Genomic DNA, 15,034 nt, shown 5'->3' with positions numbered 1-15,034 from the left:
TCACGCTTGACTCCCAGGGCGCGGGTTGCTTCGTGCAGACACCATGTTGCGCGAATTAATTAATTGTTAATTAATTTTTAGCAAGCCGCTATGGGGATTTACCCCTAGGCTCCCAGCAGGCGATGTCAGAACAACGGCGGGAGCGCCTATGCCACCAGCGCCAGCGCGCCAAAGTCTCCTACCCGCTCGCCCAGGCCAGCACTGACCAGCTCACAGCCGTCTGTCAGCGCTGGCAGCTTGCCTTTGACCACAGCCTGCAAGCGCGGCAACAGGTAAGCCCGGTGATGCCAGTAGACGCTGCCGCCCAGGCTGATGCGTTGCACATCGAGCGTGGCAATCAGGTTGTAGAGCAGTCGACCCATGACCTCACACAAGTCATCAATCAGGCCGATAGCCCTTTTATCACCTTGGTAAGCAGCTACAAAAAGTGAAGCAGCGTCGGCATACCCTTGCGCCGCAAAGCGCCGGGCAATGGCGTTGCCAGCCACCAGCCCTTCCACGTCACCCACATTGCCGCAGCCGCACAGCGCATCCGCATTGCTGCTCACAAACAAGTGCCCAGCGTGGCCAGCGTTGCCGTTTTTGCCGCGCAGCACGTGGCCGTCCACACACAGCCCAGTGCCAATGCCGGTGCTCCAGGTCACATAGGCGCAGTTGGCCATGGGCACGCCATCAAGCTGCAACGCACCCCAGCGGCGCTCGGCCTCCAACGCGCCAATGCCATCGTTTTCCACCCGCACGTGGGCAAAAGCGGCGCGCAGTGGCGCCTCCAGCAGCGCGGTTTGCCAGTCGTTGGGCAGGCCACGCGCCTTGCCTGCCAAGCCGCCGCAAATGTTGGGCGCGGCCAGCTCAACCAGCCCCTGGTTCAACACAAACGGCCCGCAAGACGACACGCCCACACGCGCAATGCGCCCCACCGGCACGTCGGCCGCGTCGCAGCTGGCATGAATCAGGCGGATGATTTGCTGACCCAGCGCATCAGGCGCGCCCGTGGTAGCGGTGGGCTCGACCACCTTGCCGCGCGCGCCATGCTCATCGACCACATTGACCGCCACCTTGGTGCCGCCAATGTCTACGCAAGCCACTGGCGCGGTGCCCGCAGGCAATTTAAAACCGTCGGTCAAAAGGTTGTGGGTCATGAGGAGGTCTCTTTGAAAAAAGGATGGGGTTGAGGTTAAAAAGGCCGGTTCAGCGCCGCACGGGTGCTTGGTCAGCTATCAAATTGGGATTGTGCCGCAGCTCAAACGCGGCCGTAGTCGTCGGTAATGCGCACGATGTCGTCTTCGCCCACATAGGCACCAAACTGAACTTCAATCACTTCCAGCATCTGCCCGGTCAGGTTGCTCAAGCGGTGCACTTGCCCCAGCGCAATGTCGCAGTGCTGCCCCACCTGCAAGTCAAACGTGTCTGCGCCCAGGGTAACGCGTGCCGTGCCGCGCACCACCACCCAGTGCTCGCTGCGCTGGGCATGTGTTTGCAGGCTGATGCGCTGCCCCGGCAGCACGCCAATGCGCTTGATTTTGTGCCCCGGCGCTTCAGACACCGTCTCAAACCAGCCCCAAGGCCGGGGGGTGCGGTCAATGCGGACCAGGGTTTGGGGAGCTGTGTGCATGTGGGGGCCTTCGTGAAACAGGCCGAAATGCTAATTCTTGGCAGGTGGGCGGGTTACCAAGGCAGTACAAACGATGGCGGATTAACGCTGAGCTGCGTTGGCGCGCTGCAACTGCTGCTGCGTCCAGCGCACGATGTCGGCAGCGCCCATGGCACCGGCTTGGCGTGCCACCTCGCGCCCACCGACAAACAGCGCCAACGTGGGAATGCTGCGGATGTTGTACCGCGCCCCCAGGTTTTGCTCGGCTTCTGTATCCACCTTGGCCAGACGCACCAGCGGCTCAAGCTGCGCGGCGGCCTGCTCAAACGCGGGTGCCATTTGGCGGCATGGCCCGCACCACGGTGCCCAAAAGTCCACCAGCACAGCTATCTGGTTGCGGCTGATGTGGCGATCAAAATGGGCCTCATTGAGCATCACCGGGTGCGCCTCAAACAAGGGCTGGTGGCAACTACCACAGTTGGGCGCGCTGCTCAAATGGACGCGCGCAATGCGGTTGGTGGTGTGGCAGTGGGGGCAAACAATGTGCAGTGCGTCGGTCATGGGGAAGCCTTTTTTGGAGCTGGATGAAATGAAAGTGAATTCAACCGAGGAAATTCATGAGGGCTTGGGATGGTGGCGATGGCAGTTGCGCCCGATGGTTTCTTCGGTTCATCCTTACATGCTGATCAAGCGCAAAGATTCAAGTCCAACGCCACAAATAAATCAAAAACAATAGCTACTAACGCTTGATTAATGAGCTCTAGAGGCCTATTTTTAATATAATTTCAGACGCATCCGCGCACACCACCTGGTTGCGTCCGGCGTGTTTGGCAGCATATAAAGCTCTGTCGGCAGCCGCGTAGAGGTCTTCAAAGCCGCTCATCTGCCCGGGCTCCCAAGCGGCTACACCGGCGCTGACGGTGATGTTCAGCGGCTTTGCTGTGCCCGCAGCGACGGCCGCTTGCGCCACCTGCCGCCGTATTTTTTCTGCCACGCCCTGCGCCGCTTGGGCGCCCGTGGCGGGCAACAGCAGCATGAACTCTTCACCCCCCACGCGCGCAGCCAGGTCTGAGTCGCGCACGCTCGAGGCAATCACCTGTGCCATGAATTGAATCACGGCATCGCCCGCCGGATGACCATGCTCGTCGTTCACCTGTTTGAAGTGATCCAGGTCAAACATCACCGCAGCCAGCGGCAAGCCGTCGCGCAGGGTGCGGCTCAAAACGGTGTGGGCTTGGTCGGTGAAGGCGCGGCGGTTGAGCAGGCCGGTCAGGCTGTCGCGTTGGGAAAGGGCTTCAAGCTGGGTCTTTTGCAACGCCAGCGTGGTGTTTTGCGCCTGCACCTGACGGCGCAGCAGCTCGGTGACCGTGTGCCGGCGCCACAGCACCAGTGACAGCGTCAACCCCAGCGCCGCTGCCATGCCACCGTGAAAACGCAGCAAGATCAACACTGTGCCAGTTTGAGCCGTCTGCCCCAACAGCCAGAAAAAAACGGCATAGCTCACGCCAAAAATCACCAGCATGATGCTGGGACGAATCAGCAGCAGTGTGCCGACAAACACACAGCTGATGACATACATGGTGGCGGATGGCAGCACCCACTGCGAAGCGATCGACAAGGTGATGCCAAAGCTGACAAACACCACCGCCAAAAACACCGGCAACCCCTGCCGCCAGACCGACATGCAGGCGCTGCGCTGACACCAGAGCAGCCAGACCAACACCACCAACAAGCCCAGCATCAAGGCCACGTCAACCCAGCCAATCAGGTTTGAAAAGTGTGCTTCAGCGGGTGACGTGCTGGCATTCACGCCCCAGGCCAGGTAAATACCGGCTGCCAGCAACAGCTGCACCACCCCCAGCACCCAAGGCAAACGCGCCATGTTGTCTTGCATGGCTTGTGCCGCCACCAGGTTGTGCTGGCCGTGCCAGAGCAGCAGTTGCTTCCAAAGATTGAGCATTATTTTTATCAAATTTAATAGCACGTTATGCCTGATTTTAAAACACCATAGGCTTATTTAATTGACAAAAATCAATACTGTTTTTATAGCATGATGGCAACTTTCACACAGTTGCGGCCAGATTGTTTGGCTTGGTACAAGGCGCGGTCTGCGGCGCTGTACAGAGCCTCAAAGTTTGCCGTTTGGTCAGGCTGGCAAGCCACCACACCGGCACTCACGGTCATACTCACTTGCTGACCGTCCGGCAAAACCAGCGGGGCTTGCGTCAACTGATGCCTGATTTTTTCGGCCACCAAGACGGCGTTGTCGGTGCTGCTGTTAGGCAGTGCCAGCATGAATTCTTCGCCGCCCACTCTGGCTGCCAGGTCGGTTTCGCGCACGCTGGTGCGAATGATTTGAGCCATGTGAATGATGACCGCGTCTCCGGCAGGGTGGCCAAATTGGTCATTGATCCGTTTGAAAAAGTCCAGGTCCAGCATCACGGCAGCCAGCGTGCTGCCGTCTCTGGCGGCGCGCTGCCACAGCAACTGGGCTTGCTGGGTGAAGGCGCGGCGGTTGAGCAGACCGGTGAGGCCATCGTGCTGTGAGAGCTGCTCGAACTCGGCTTTTTGCTGCGCCAGTTCGGCATTGCGCTGGCGCAAGTCTTGGTTTTGTGCGGCCACTTGGTCTCGCAAAAGCTCAGTGACCGAGAACCGCCGCCATGAAGTCAATGAGAGTACAAAACCCAACATGGCTGCAATGCTGCCATGGAGCAGCTCGGTGCGCAGCATCAAAGCCGTCATGGGAACCTGCCCCAGACTAAGCACCAGCGCGACGTAGCTTAAGAAAAACATGACGAACATCACGCTGGGGCGCTCCAGCACCAAAGCCCCGACAAACACACACGCCAACACATACAGGGTCACCGTGGGCTGCTGCCCATTCAAAATCCAGGTGGCCAGCACGCCATAAGCCAAGAAAACAAAAGTCGCAATGCCCATGAAAAGTCGTTTCACGGGGGTGGCATGCTGACCAAGGCGCAGGCCATAAAACAAAGCCATAGATGTCAACAGCCATGCCAGCATCACCACATCCAGCCAGCCCATGGCGCGCATGGAAGCCGCCTTGAGGACGTCTACGCCCAAAACTGGACCCCAGGAGTGCATCAGCCCAGCCGCATAAAGCGGCACCAGGGTGAGAAAAATCCACTGCACCCGCTTCATGTTGTCAGCCACCGCACGGCCAAGCACCAAGTCATGCTGCCGGTGCAGAGCCTTCAAACGCGCAAAGAGCTGGTTCATAAGAACACCAAGACTAACGTGAAATATCAGCCGTGTCTTGAGCTTGGTCAAGATTCATGAAAGTCAAAGAAATTTGGCAATGGCTGCAGCCACCAGGCTCAGGATGATGGTGGTGGTCAGCGGAATGAAGAACTCGCGGCCAAAAAGCTTGAAGCGCAGGTCGCCCGGCAGCCTGCCAAACCCCAGCTTTTGCAGCCACGGTGTGAAGCCGTTGATGAGCACCAGCGCCAAAAAAACAACGATCAGCCAGCGAAACATGGGCAGCCTTACAAGGTGTGGGTTTTGTCGCCGGCATCAAAGCCGATGGCCTGCCAAGGTTCGCCCTTGAAGAAGCCAATGACCTTGAAAAACTCGCCCATTTCATGCGTCATGATGAGCTTTTGTGCCATCACGCGGGTGGGCAGGTCGGCCGCCTCCAGCTGTGTCAGAAAACCGCAATTCATCAAAAACTGGGCTTGGTTGCAGTAGCCCAGCACGCCCAGGTCTGCCGCGTTAGCGGCCAGCGCCACGCCGGTGAAGTTGACATGGGCGGTGATGTCTTTTTGGCCGACCCGAACCAAGGGGTCGTCATCCACCTGGTGCGCCTGGTGGCACATCACGGTGCCCATGTGGCGCTGCGGGTGGTAGTACTCGGCCTCGGGAAAGCCGTAGTCCATCAAGAAAATGGCACCTTGGTGCAGCTTGTGACCCAGGGTGCGCACAAAGGCTTCGCCCTGGGGGTGGATTTCGGTCAGGTAATCGTGCTCGCCGGGCACGTCCAAACTAGGGCGCAGGTGCGTGGGTCGGTCTTGCCAGGTGAAGCTGGGGGCAGCATCAGCAGCCCCCACCACCACACCGCGCTCGTGCCACACACCGGCCACGCGCGCCAGCAGTTTGACAGGCATGGCATCAAGCACCTCGTTGCCCAGCACCACGCCTTGCAGCTGGTCAGGCAAGGCATCCACCCAGCGCACTTGGGCCGCAAAAGCCGCCAAAGTGGCTTGTTGACGGGCGCGCAAACTGCCCGATATGTCCACAATGGTGTAGCTTGATACGGCCACACCGCTGGCCTGCAAGGCTTGCAGCAGCTGCAGCGCCAGCGCGCCAGAGCCCGCGCCAAACTCCCAAATCTCGTCGGTGCCTGTCACCTCAAAGGCCTGCGCCACTTGCTTGGCCAGCGTCCAGCCAAACAGCGGGGTGATTTCTGGCGCGGTGACAAAGTCGCTGCCGGCCACGCGCACGCCGTCTTGCACGGTGTAGGGCAAGGCACCAAATTTGGCGCTGCCATGGGCGTAGTAACCCAAGCCCGGCGTGTAAAGCGCCATGTCCATGAAAGCGTCAAAGCCGACCCAACCCCCGGCGTGCGCAATGGCCTGGGCAATGTGGTGCGACAGCTCGGTCGTTAAACTAGGTTGCGTTGTCATAGCCTGGAATTGTCTCCCAATGTCTACCCCCTCTGCCCCCACCCCCCGCCCGCTTGACTCTGCCACCCCGGCCGTGGTGCGCCAGCCCACCGTGCTGGTCACAGGCACGGCCAAACGGCTGGGCCGCGAGATTGCGCTGACGCTGGCCAAAGCCGGTTGGCGGGTGGCGGTGCACTACCGAGACTCAGTAGAAGATGCTCGTAAAACAGTAGCTGATTGCGCAGCACTGGCGGGCGCTAGCAGCTCATTTCGTGCCAATTTAGGCAATGAGACGGCAGTTCGCAACCTGCTCCCCACAGTGATCGAAACGCTGGGTCATGTGGATGCCTTGGTCAACAGTGCCAGCACCTTTGAGCACGACACGCCGCAAACCTTCAGCTTTGCCGCCATGGAGAAGCACCTGCGCGCCAACACCGGTGCAGCCATTTTGCTCAGCCAAGCGCTGCACGACCATCTGGCCAGCCGCCAGGCCAACGGTGCCGTGGTGAATTTGCTCGACCAAAAGCTGTGGAACCCCAACCCCGACTTTGTCAGCTACACCTTGTCCAAAGCCGCGCTGGAGTCGGCCAACACCATGCTGGCGCTGGCGCTGGCGCCGCGGGTGCGGGTGGTGGGCGTGGCGCCGGGGCTGACGCTGACCAGCCACATGCTGACCCCGGAAAAGTTTGAGGCCTTGCACAAGCTCTCGCCGCTGGGGCACTCGTCCACCCCGGCCGATGTGGCTGCCACCGTGGCGTTTGCGCTGGGCAACGCATCGATCACCGGCACCACGCTGCTGGTGGATGGCGGCCAGCATTTGATGAAGTTTGAGCGCGATTTCTCGCTGCTTTAAGGCACGCCGAGTTGGCGCATGCACCGTTCTCATTGACAAACTCCCCACCCACACCATGACCCCCATCACCTACCACCAAGGCCTGCAAACCCTCACGCTGACTGGTCTGCGCTTTGATGCCAACCTGGGCATTCTGGAGGCTGAAAAGCAAGCCCCGCAGCCGATTCAGGTAGACACCGAGTTGAGCCTGGGCGCGCAGCCGCTGCTGCCCCACGACGACGACATTTGCCATGTGCTGGACTACCGCAAGGTGCGCACCATCATCATTGACGAATGCACCGCAGAGCACGTCAACCTGCTCGAAACCTTGATCGGCAAGCTGTGCCACCGCCTGATGCAGCTGCCCAATGTGAAAGGCGTGCGGGTGAAAATTGCCAAGCTAGAAATTTTTGCCGACTGCGAAGTGGCCATTCGCATGGAGACGGGGCAGTGGTAAGGGTTTGCCCCTCATTGAGCCAGACGTACAATTATTGAAACTCAGTACGTCACCCCACCACATGAACCAAAAACTCACCTTGCGCATGGACGAGTCGCTCATTACCAGCGCCAAAAATTATGCCGCTGCCCATGGCAGTTCGGTCTCGCAAATGGTGGCCAACTACTTTGCGGCGCTTGGGCACTTCACTCAAGACAAAGATCGTCCAGCCCAAGCAGCCCCCAGCACCGATGACGCTGATTGGGAGCAGAAGCTGGGGCCATTCACCCGCAGTCTGATTGGTATTGCCTGCCCCACAGACGGCAGTCCGCCGCCGACCGAGGAAGACTATTACCAATACCTAGAAAAAAAACACTCCCCAAAATGATCATCAGGGTTAAACCCGCGACGGATTTGCCATGCACCTATGTTTTGATACCAATGTCATTCTCGATGTGATTTTGAGGCGCGAGCCTTTTATCAAAGAATCGGCCATGGTCGTCGCTCTGGCTGAAGTCTCGGCCCACACTGGCCTACTTTGCGCAACCACATTGACCAATCTGCACTACGTCACTCGGCGCACCTTGGGAGAAGCCGGGGCCAGACAAGCCATAGCGAATTTTCTACAAGTCATGGAGTTGGCCAAAGTGACGCGTTATGTGCTGGATGCCGCTGTCAAAAGTGACATGACTGATTTTGAAGATGCCGTGCTGGCCTACAGCGCCCACCAAGCCGGGGCGCAGGCCATCATCACCCGCAATCTGAAAGACTTTGCCCAAAGCCCGGTGCGCGCCTACACCCCCACGCAATTTTTAGCCTTGCAAGCCTTGTGAAACACCCCATGAACGCTCCCTGGACTGACAACGATACCCCCACCGACACGCTGACTGCGCCTGAAGCGGCACACACCGCACCCGCGCCCACAGCCCCCACTGCCGCTCAAAAAATCAAAATCGAACGCGAGGTGCACAAGCTGGAAAAGCGCCTGTGCCGCCAGGTCGGCCAAGCCATCATCGACTTCAACATGATCGAAGAAGGCGACCGCGTGATGGTGTGTGTGAGCGGCGGCAAAGACAGCTTTGGCCTGCTTGACATCTTGCTGAAACTGCAACACCGTGCCCCCATTCACTTTGACATCATGGCGGTGAACCTGGACCAAAAACAGCCCGGCTTTCCGGCGCACATCTTGCCCGAGTACCTGAGCAAACTGGGCATTGAGTACCACATCGAAACCCAGGACACCTACAGCATTGTCAAAAAAGTGGTGCCCGAGGGCAAAACCATGTGCAGCCTGTGCAGCCGTCTGCGCCGGGGCATTTTGTACGGCGTGGCCGACCGACTCAAGATCACCAAAATTGCCCTGGGCCACCACCGCGACGACATGTTGCACACCTTTTTCCTGAACATGTTTTTTGCCGGCAAGCTCAAGGGCATGCCGCCCAAGCTGGTGAGCGACGACGGTGGTCATGTGGTGATCCGCCCACTGGCGCATGTGGCAGAAAAAGACCTGATTGCCTGGGCCGCGCACCGGCAGTTCCCCATCATCCCGTGCAGCCTGTGCGGCAGCCAGGAAAACCTGCAACGCCAGGAGATCAAACGCATGGTCAACCAGTGGGAGCGCCAGTACCCCGGCCGCACCGAGACCATGTTCACCGCGCTGCAAAACGTGGTGCCGTCGCACCTGATGGACGGTAAACACTACGACTTCAAGGGCGTGCAGTGCACCGGCGTGGCCGACCCACAGGGTGACATTGCCTTTGATACCGAAGACTTGCCCCTGCCCAGCTTGACCGGCGTAGCGCTGGTGCAGCTGTAAGCCACACAGGTTCGCAGTTGTTCGCTATTGTTCGCTGTTCGTACTTTTTACAGGGGCACTTCAAGCCACTGCCACGTTTGAGAACTTATATGAAAAATATGCCTCTAGAGCTTATGAAATATGCGCAAGCAGCTATATTAACAATAGCATTTACACTCACCGGCTGCGCCAGCACCCGGCTGGTTGATGCGCAGGTCAACAGCTTTGCCCCGCAACCTGTGGCCACCGGTGCCAGCTACCGCTTTGAGCGTCTGCCCTCGCAGCAGCACAACCCAGACCAAGACCAACTGGAGCAACTGGCACAGCAAGCCTTGGCCAAAGTAGGACTGAAGTTTTCACCTGCTGCGGCTTTGAGCGTGCAGGTGACCGCGGTGCAGCGGCAAGAAAGCAACCCGCGTCAAAACGGCGTCAACATTGGCGTGGGGCTGGGCTGGGTGTTTGGCAACGGTGCGGTCAGCATTGGCAACCGCGGTGCGCTGTTTCCGGGGTTGGACGCCCAGCAAACCAACTATTGGCGCCAGGTGAGCCTGGTCATGCGCAATGCCCAGCAAACGGTGGTGTTTGAGAGCCATGCCACGCACGACGGCATTTGGAGCGACCACGCCACCGTGTTGGCCGCCCTGCTGGACGCTGCGCTGCAGGGTTTCCCCAACCCGCCCGAAGGGGTGCGCCGGGTCAACATCGACATTCCCCGCTAAAGCCCCCGCACCATGCAAGCCACCCGATTGATCGTCATCCGCCATGGCGAAACCGCCTGGAACGCCCAGACCCGCCTGCAAGGCCACACCGACATTGCCCTCAACGAGCAAGGCATCTGGCAAGCTGGCCAAGTGGCTCAGGCACTGCGCGACGAAGCCATTGATGCGGTTTACGCCAGCGACCTGCTGCGCGCCTGGCAAACCGCCAACGCCATTGCCCACGCCACCCAGGCGCCGCTGGTGGCAGAGCCAGCCTTGCGCGAGCGCGCTTTTGGCAGCTTTGAGGGCCACACCTACGCCGAGCTTGACACCCGCTACCCAGAGGAGGCACTGCTTTGGCGCCAGCGCGACCCCGAGTGGACACCGCCCGGGGGCGAGTCGTTGCTGACGGTGCGTGAGCGCATCAGCCAGATTGCGTCAACATTGGCAAACCGGCACATGGGTGGCCAAATTGTGCTGGTGGCGCACGGTGGTGTGCTCGACCAGCTCTACCGTTTGGCCACCGGGCAAGCGCTGCAAGCGCCCCGCAGCTGGCACCTGGGCAACGCCGCCATCAACCGCTTGCTGTGGACGCCTGAAGGCTTCACGCTGGTCGGTTGGGGCGACACCCGGCACCTGGAAGCGGCGGTGCTGGACGAGGGCAGTGTGTAAGGGCTGCGTTCAAACTGATGTGCAGCGGGTTTTACTCCCGCTCTCTAGCCCTCACCCTAGCCCTCTCCCAAGGGGCGAGGGAATAAGTCCACATCAACTTGAATCGCACCCTGGTTGGCTGGCGGCGTGACCCCCAAATGCCGATACGCGGCCAGCGTGGCAATGCGCCCACGCGGGGTGCGCTGCAAGTAGCCTTGCTGAATCAAATAGGGCTCGATCACGTCTTCAATGGTTTCACGCTCTTCGCCAATGCTGGCGGCAATGTTGTCCAGCCCGACCGGGCCGCCGTCAAAGCGGTGAATCACCGCCTCAAGCAACTTGCGATCCATCAAGTCAAAACCCTGCGGGTCTACATCAAGCATCTGCAAGGCGCGGTTGGCAATGTCCAGCGTGATCTCGCCACGGCCTTTGACATCGGCATAGTCGCGCACCCGGCGCAGCAAGCGGTTGGCAATGCGTGGCGTGCCGCGTGAACGCCTGGCAATCTCAAAGCCGCCTTGCTCGTCGGTCGGCACATTGAGCAAGCCCGCACTGCGCTTGACAATGCGCGCTAACTCTTCCGGGGTGTAAAACTCCAACCGCGCCACGATGCCAAAGCGGTCGCGCAGCGGGTTGGTCAGCATGCCCGCGCGGGTGGTGGCGCCCACCAGGGTGAAGGGCTGCAAGTCGAGCTTGATGCTGCGTGCGGCAGGCCCTTCGCCAATCATGATGTCGATCTTGTAGTCTTCCAGCGCAGGGTACAGAATTTCTTCTACCACTGGTGAAAGTCGGTGAATTTCGTCGATGAACAGCACATCGTTTTTTTCCAGATTGGTCAGCAGCGCAGCCAGGTCTTTGGGCTTTTCCAGCACGGGGCCGCTGGTTTGGCGCAAGTTGACGCCAAGCTCGGCGGCAATGATGTGGCTCAGCGTGGTTTTGCCCAGGCCAGGTGGGCCAAACAGCAGCACATGGTCTAGCGCTTCGTCGCGCTTTTTGGCCGCGCTGATGAAGATTTCAAGCTGCTCACGCGCCTTGACCTGCCCCACATAGTCATCGAGCAGCTTGGGGCGCAAGGCTCGCTCGATGGCCTCCTCGTTGGGGGATGCGGGCGCGTTAGACACCACCCGTTTGGCGGGCGCAGGGGCAAAATCGTCGGTTTGGATACTCAAAGCGGACTCAGTGTGAGGAACAAAATGGCACTATAGCGCCGCGTTGCAGTATTGCCAGATTAAGCTACCGCCGCCCTTTGCCGATATAAAGAACTAAAGACCCTCACTTTTGCCCGCCCTTGAGCCACGCCTGCCATGAAAAACATATTTAGCCCCCTTGCGCAACCCATTTTGCAACCCGTTGCACAGCGTTCTTGTACCCCAGAAGCTGGGTTGACCGCGCGGGTCAAAGGCCATTTGCCGGTGCCCTCGCGCCACAGGGTGCGGCTGGCGCTGCTGGCTTTGAGCTGGCTGATGTTGGCCGGGCTGGTACTGCCCCGCAGCCATGCGGCCGAGCCCACGCACGAAGCCGCACCAGCTCATACCGTCAAAAAAGCCAGCCCGGCCAAAGCGTCGGCTGAAGCGGCGTCAGACCCCGCATCCGAGGGCAAAGACTTGGCAGTGGACATCAAAGCCGCCTTGCGCGACAAGCTGATCGGCCGCAAAAAACTCACCCTGGTGGTGACTGACAAACCCACACCAGCCGCTGATAAACCTGCCGCCAAAGCCGCTGCCAAACCTGTGGCCAAAGCCAGCCCGAGCAAGGCCGCCGCCAACGCCCATGCAGCGCCTGAAGCCGCGGCACCTGAAGAAGCTGCCCCAGTGGCAGCCGCCCATGCCGCGCCAGTGCACACGCCCGCAGCCGCAGTGGCACGCCCGCGCACCGCCGCCGTGGCACACGCCGCACCGGCGCACACCCCAGTGATCAACCCGCGTGCCAGCCGCGACTACATCCAGACCAAAGCCGCCGCCTTGACGGGGCACGAAGCCTCCGCCGCTGCCGATGCTCATGGCAACAGCGGCCATGTGGGCGAGCCGCATTGGGCTTACGAGGGCGAAAACGGCCCGCAAGCCTGGGGCAACCTCAAGTCTGAATTCAATGTGTGCGCCATCGGCAAACGCCAGTCGCCCATCAACATTGAAGAGTCCATGACCCTGCAAGGGCCTGCCGAGCCACTGCAGTTCAACTACAGCGCCTCCAGCGGCACGGTGGTCAACAACGGCCACACCATCCAGGTGGATTTGTATGGCGACAACACCCTGACCGTGCGCGGCTCGGTCTACAAACTGGTGCAGTTTCACTTTCACACCCCGTCTGAAGAGCAGGTGAACTACCGCAACTACGCCATGGTGGCGCACCTGGTGCACAAAAATAACGAGGGGCAACTGGCCGTGGTGGCCGTGCTGCTCGACCCCGGTGTGGCCAACCCGCTGATCAACACCGTGTGGACCTACATGCCGCTTGACCTGAATGACCGGGTGCGCATGCCCGGTGGCCTGATAGACATGAACCTGTTGCTGCCCAAAGACCAGCGTTACTACCAGTTCATAGGCTCTCTCACCACCCCCCCCTGCACCGAAGGCGTGCTGTGGATGGTGCTGAAAACCCCCACCCAGCTCAGCAAAGAGCAAATCCGCCTGTTCCAGCAGCTGTTCCCCAACAACGCCCGCCCGGTGCAACCTGTGAATGGCCGGCCAGTGCGCGAGGCGCAGTAAGGCCAGAGGAAATTGGCAGCGATTCTGCGTAACAATGCATTAGCAGCATGAATCGATCACACCCTTGACTCCAACCTGGAAAGCGACACCATGGCAACTTTGCGAAAAACCATCACCTTGACTGACCAGCAAGACAACTGGATCAAAACGCAAATTCACTTAGGTCTTTACACCAACGACAGCGAATACATCCGCGACCTGATCCGGCGCGAACAAGAGCGCAGCTTGGAGACTGATGTCATCCGGCAGGCGCTGGTTGAAGGCGAGGCCAGCGGCGAGCCACAAGTTTTCGATGCTTCTGCGTTCAAGCAGAAAATGCGCGCTGCCCATGCCTGAATATCGGCTCAGCCCCGCCGCAGAGATTGATCTTGAACACATCTGGACTTACACCGCCGAACATTGGGGTATTGACCAGGCTGATCGCTACACCGACCACCTGACAACGGCTTTTGCCGACCTGGCGCAGTCGCCCAGAACTGCGCCAGCCTGTGACCACATTCGACAGGGCTATCGTCGCCACAGTATCGAGCGGCACGTCATTTACTTTCGCATCACAGACTACGGCATTGCCGTTGTTCGCATCTTGCATGACCGCATGGATGCGCCACGCCACCTTTAGCAGATGCAATTGCCGTTGATCTCGGCGCTTCAACCCAGGGGTATAGGCTGGTTTCGTGCCTATAACAAGGCTACGCCAGCGGCCAGAGTTGGCCATTGGCCACAGTGTCAATCTCTTGCATCAGCTCACGGGTGCGCGTGAGGGCTGCCACAACTCGGCTGTAGTGCTGGATGTCAGCAAAGTCGAGTTGGCGGCCTTTGCGGTCTTTGAGCCACTTTTCACACACCTGGTAGCCACCTACCTTGAACTGCCAGGTGTCAAAAGGCACGCCCTCAAAGTACTGGCTGGCGTTGATCCAGACACGGCCACTGCCGTTGCAGACTTCAAACCGGGGTTTCTCCACCTCATTGCTGCCCTGCACCGCAAACTTGACGCGTGCGTTGGTGGGCACATTTTTAAGCAGGTGCAGATCAATCAATTGCTGACCCAAGGGCAGCAGAGCGCGCCAGGTTGATTCAAAATCAATAGCTGCATGCGCTTTATCTGTAAGCGCTAGAGCCTGATTTGTTAATGGAATTCTGGGAAAGTCGCTTTTCAGGAAGCCGGCGTAGCGGCTGCGGTAGCTGGGTGCGTGCAGCACCGCGTAAACGTAAGCCAGCACGTCCTCGGGCGTGACACCTTCAGGCAGGCCGTGCGGCTGCGTCACCGGGCGGCGCAAGGCTTGCGCCAGTGCGGCCAGGAAGTCGGGAGCGAGGTTGGGCGTGGCGCCTGACAGGTACAAAGGCGACACATAACTACCGTCATAAGGCGTAACTAATTTGTGCTGTGCGGCCGGTTTGTCAATCACAAGCGCAGCAAACTCTTCTTTTGTTTGTTTCGTTGTGACCAAAGCAGGCGACCCATGAGAAAGTAAATCATTGATTTCACTTCGTGGGTAGTCAAACGCGTAATCGCCATAAAGCATGTAACGCAAGTCAAATGCACGGTAAACGCTCAACACCGGTTTTGCAGCTTTCAAGTTCAACCCAGATAATCCATTAGAGATTTCGATGTTTCAAGCGAGTCCGAACTTGTGCAGACTTGGGTCAATTTCAGCTTGAGCCCAAAGGCCCTCAAACCACTTTCGTCGCCGTCGTGCCAAAGCC

General features: G+C 59.4%; 19 protein-coding genes. 10 read left to right on the top strand and 9 right to left on the bottom strand.

Annotation, left to right across the window (positions count from 1 at the left end):
- Positions 1–146: 146 nt before the first annotated feature.
- The 7 genes from PHT20_RS05165 to PHT20_RS05135 form a co-directional block, all read right to left on the bottom strand.
- Positions 147–1,139 carry an ROK family protein gene (locus tag PHT20_RS05165; RefSeq protein WP_300086974.1) on the bottom strand — a complete coding sequence of 331 codons (993 nt, stop codon included), beginning with the start codon at positions 1,137–1,139 and terminating at the stop codon, positions 147–149.
- A 101-nt stretch (positions 1,140–1,240) separates the two neighbouring features.
- Positions 1,241–1,612, bottom strand: a complete 372-nt coding sequence (locus tag PHT20_RS05160) for a phosphomannose isomerase type II C-terminal cupin domain (protein WP_300086971.1) — start codon at positions 1,610–1,612, stop codon at positions 1,241–1,243.
- 81 nt (positions 1,613–1,693) lie between these two features.
- Complete coding sequence (trxC, locus tag PHT20_RS05155) at positions 1,694–2,152, bottom strand: thioredoxin TrxC (protein WP_301019707.1); 459 nt, start codon at positions 2,150–2,152, stop codon at positions 1,694–1,696.
- Between the two features lie 199 nt (positions 2,153–2,351).
- Positions 2,352–3,551, bottom strand: coding sequence for a GGDEF domain-containing protein (locus tag PHT20_RS05150; protein WP_301019706.1), 1,200 nt, complete (start codon positions 3,549–3,551; stop codon positions 2,352–2,354).
- Between the two features lie 83 nt (positions 3,552–3,634).
- Positions 3,635–4,831, bottom strand: a complete 1,197-nt coding sequence (locus PHT20_RS05145) for a diguanylate cyclase (RefSeq protein WP_301019705.1) — start codon at positions 4,829–4,831, stop codon at positions 3,635–3,637.
- Between the two features lie 63 nt (positions 4,832–4,894).
- Positions 4,895–5,089 (bottom strand): DUF2905 domain-containing protein, encoded by a 195-nt coding sequence (locus PHT20_RS05140; RefSeq protein ID WP_301019704.1) that lies wholly within the window; start codon positions 5,087–5,089, stop codon positions 4,895–4,897.
- An 8-nt stretch (positions 5,090–5,097) separates the two neighbouring features.
- Complete coding sequence (locus tag PHT20_RS05135) at positions 5,098–6,234, bottom strand: SAM-dependent methyltransferase (protein WP_301019703.1); 1,137 nt, start codon at positions 6,232–6,234, stop codon at positions 5,098–5,100.
- Between the two features lie 19 nt (positions 6,235–6,253).
- Here PHT20_RS05135 and PHT20_RS05130 point away from each other — a divergent pair, with 19 nt between their 5' ends.
- The 7 genes from PHT20_RS05130 (at position 6,254) to PHT20_RS05100 (ending at position 10,646) form a co-directional block, all read left to right on the top strand.
- Positions 6,254–7,066 carry an SDR family oxidoreductase gene (locus PHT20_RS05130; protein WP_301019702.1) on the top strand — a complete coding sequence of 271 codons (813 nt, stop codon included), beginning with the start codon at positions 6,254–6,256 and terminating at the stop codon, positions 7,064–7,066.
- 55 nt (positions 7,067–7,121) lie between these two features.
- Positions 7,122–7,502, top strand: a complete 381-nt coding sequence (locus PHT20_RS05125) for a dihydroneopterin aldolase (protein WP_300086950.1) — start codon at positions 7,122–7,124, stop codon at positions 7,500–7,502.
- A gap of 61 nt (positions 7,503–7,563) precedes the next feature.
- A complete protein-coding gene (locus PHT20_RS05120) occupies positions 7,564–7,869 on the top strand; it encodes a DUF6364 family protein (RefSeq protein WP_301019701.1) in 306 nt (101 codons plus the stop codon).
- Positions 7,870–7,900: 31 nt separating this feature from the next.
- Positions 7,901–8,314 (top strand): PIN domain-containing protein, encoded by a 414-nt coding sequence (locus PHT20_RS05115; RefSeq protein ID WP_301019700.1) that lies wholly within the window; start codon positions 7,901–7,903, stop codon positions 8,312–8,314.
- 8 nt (positions 8,315–8,322) lie between these two features.
- Positions 8,323–9,297: a tRNA 2-thiocytidine(32) synthetase TtcA gene (gene ttcA, locus PHT20_RS05110; protein ID WP_301019699.1), complete on the top strand. Its 975-nt coding sequence runs from the start codon at positions 8,323–8,325 to the stop codon at positions 9,295–9,297.
- Between the two features lie 89 nt (positions 9,298–9,386).
- Positions 9,387–9,995, top strand: a complete 609-nt coding sequence (locus PHT20_RS05105; protein ID WP_301019698.1) for a DUF4136 domain-containing protein — start codon at positions 9,387–9,389, stop codon at positions 9,993–9,995.
- Between the two features lie 12 nt (positions 9,996–10,007).
- Entirely contained in the window at positions 10,008–10,646 is a 639-nt protein-coding gene (locus PHT20_RS05100; RefSeq protein WP_301019697.1) for a histidine phosphatase family protein, read from the top strand.
- A 56-nt stretch (positions 10,647–10,702) separates the two neighbouring features.
- Here the strand turns inward: PHT20_RS05100 and ruvB are convergent, their stop codons facing one another.
- Positions 10,703–11,794, bottom strand: a complete 1,092-nt coding sequence (gene ruvB, locus PHT20_RS05095) for a Holliday junction branch migration DNA helicase RuvB (RefSeq protein ID WP_301019696.1) — start codon at positions 11,792–11,794, stop codon at positions 10,703–10,705.
- A 135-nt stretch (positions 11,795–11,929) separates the two neighbouring features.
- Here ruvB and PHT20_RS05090 point away from each other — a divergent pair, with 135 nt between their 5' ends.
- The 3 genes from PHT20_RS05090 to PHT20_RS05080 all read left to right on the top strand — a co-directional run bounded on the left by PHT20_RS05090 (position 11,930) and on the right by PHT20_RS05080 (position 13,949).
- Positions 11,930–13,330 (top strand): carbonic anhydrase family protein, encoded by a 1,401-nt coding sequence (locus PHT20_RS05090; RefSeq protein WP_301019695.1) that lies wholly within the window; start codon positions 11,930–11,932, stop codon positions 13,328–13,330.
- A gap of 90 nt (positions 13,331–13,420) precedes the next feature.
- On the top strand, positions 13,421–13,666 hold the full coding sequence (locus tag PHT20_RS05085; protein WP_301019694.1) for a type II toxin-antitoxin system ParD family antitoxin: 246 nt from the start codon (positions 13,421–13,423) through the stop codon (positions 13,664–13,666).
- Positions 13,659–13,949 carry a type II toxin-antitoxin system RelE/ParE family toxin gene (locus PHT20_RS05080; protein ID WP_301019693.1) on the top strand — a complete coding sequence of 97 codons (291 nt, stop codon included), beginning with the start codon at positions 13,659–13,661 and terminating at the stop codon, positions 13,947–13,949. Before PHT20_RS05085 ends, PHT20_RS05080 begins: the two co-directional genes overlap by 8 nt.
- A gap of 70 nt (positions 13,950–14,019) precedes the next feature.
- Here PHT20_RS05080 and PHT20_RS05075 read toward each other — a convergent pair whose 3' ends face one another.
- A complete protein-coding gene (locus PHT20_RS05075; protein WP_301019692.1) occupies positions 14,020–14,907 on the bottom strand; it encodes a type ISP restriction/modification enzyme in 888 nt (295 codons plus the stop codon).
- Positions 14,908–15,034 lie beyond the last annotated feature (127 nt).

The sequence above is a fragment of the Rhodoferax sp. genome, assembly GCF_028715765.1.
Lineage (GTDB): Bacteria > Pseudomonadota > Gammaproteobacteria > Burkholderiales > Burkholderiaceae_C > Rhodoferax.
The sequence above is the reverse complement of the archived record's forward strand: the minus strand, read 5'-3'. Positions and strand labels throughout refer to the sequence as shown.

What these genes read in the sequence shown, in the direction of transcription:
- PHT20_RS05165 (WP_300086974.1), bottom strand. Translation starts at nt 1,139, where the DNA reads ATGACCCACAACCTTTTGACCGACGGTTTTAAATTGCCTGCGGGCACC.
- PHT20_RS05160 (WP_300086971.1), bottom strand. Translation starts at nt 1,612, where the DNA reads ATGCACACAGCTCCCCAAACCCTGGTCCGCATTGACCGCACCCCCCGG.
- trxC (WP_301019707.1), bottom strand. Translation starts at nt 2,152, where the DNA reads ATGACCGACGCACTGCACATTGTTTGCCCCCACTGCCACACCACCAAC.
- PHT20_RS05150 (WP_301019706.1), bottom strand. Translation starts at nt 3,551, where the DNA reads ATGCTCAATCTTTGGAAGCAACTGCTGCTCTGGCACGGCCAGCACAAC.
- PHT20_RS05145 (WP_301019705.1), bottom strand. Translation starts at nt 4,831, where the DNA reads ATGAACCAGCTCTTTGCGCGTTTGAAGGCTCTGCACCGGCAGCATGAC.
- PHT20_RS05140 (WP_301019704.1), bottom strand. Translation starts at nt 5,089, where the DNA reads ATGTTTCGCTGGCTGATCGTTGTTTTTTTGGCGCTGGTGCTCATCAAC.
- PHT20_RS05135 (WP_301019703.1), bottom strand. Translation starts at nt 6,234, where the DNA reads ATGACAACGCAACCTAGTTTAACGACCGAGCTGTCGCACCACATTGCC.
- PHT20_RS05130 (WP_301019702.1), top strand. Translation starts at nt 6,254, where the DNA reads ATGTCTACCCCCTCTGCCCCCACCCCCCGCCCGCTTGACTCTGCCACC.
- PHT20_RS05125 (WP_300086950.1), top strand. Translation starts at nt 7,122, where the DNA reads ATGACCCCCATCACCTACCACCAAGGCCTGCAAACCCTCACGCTGACT.
- PHT20_RS05120 (WP_301019701.1), top strand. Translation starts at nt 7,564, where the DNA reads ATGAACCAAAAACTCACCTTGCGCATGGACGAGTCGCTCATTACCAGC.
- PHT20_RS05115 (WP_301019700.1), top strand. Translation starts at nt 7,901, where the DNA reads ATGCACCTATGTTTTGATACCAATGTCATTCTCGATGTGATTTTGAGG.
- ttcA (WP_301019699.1), top strand. Translation starts at nt 8,323, where the DNA reads ATGAACGCTCCCTGGACTGACAACGATACCCCCACCGACACGCTGACT.
- PHT20_RS05105 (WP_301019698.1), top strand. Translation starts at nt 9,387, where the DNA reads ATGAAAAATATGCCTCTAGAGCTTATGAAATATGCGCAAGCAGCTATA.
- PHT20_RS05100 (WP_301019697.1), top strand. Translation starts at nt 10,008, where the DNA reads ATGCAAGCCACCCGATTGATCGTCATCCGCCATGGCGAAACCGCCTGG.
- PHT20_RS05090 (WP_301019695.1), top strand. Translation starts at nt 11,930, where the DNA reads ATGAAAAACATATTTAGCCCCCTTGCGCAACCCATTTTGCAACCCGTT.
- PHT20_RS05085 (WP_301019694.1), top strand. Translation starts at nt 13,421, where the DNA reads ATGGCAACTTTGCGAAAAACCATCACCTTGACTGACCAGCAAGACAAC.
- PHT20_RS05080 (WP_301019693.1), top strand. Translation starts at nt 13,659, where the DNA reads ATGCCTGAATATCGGCTCAGCCCCGCCGCAGAGATTGATCTTGAACAC.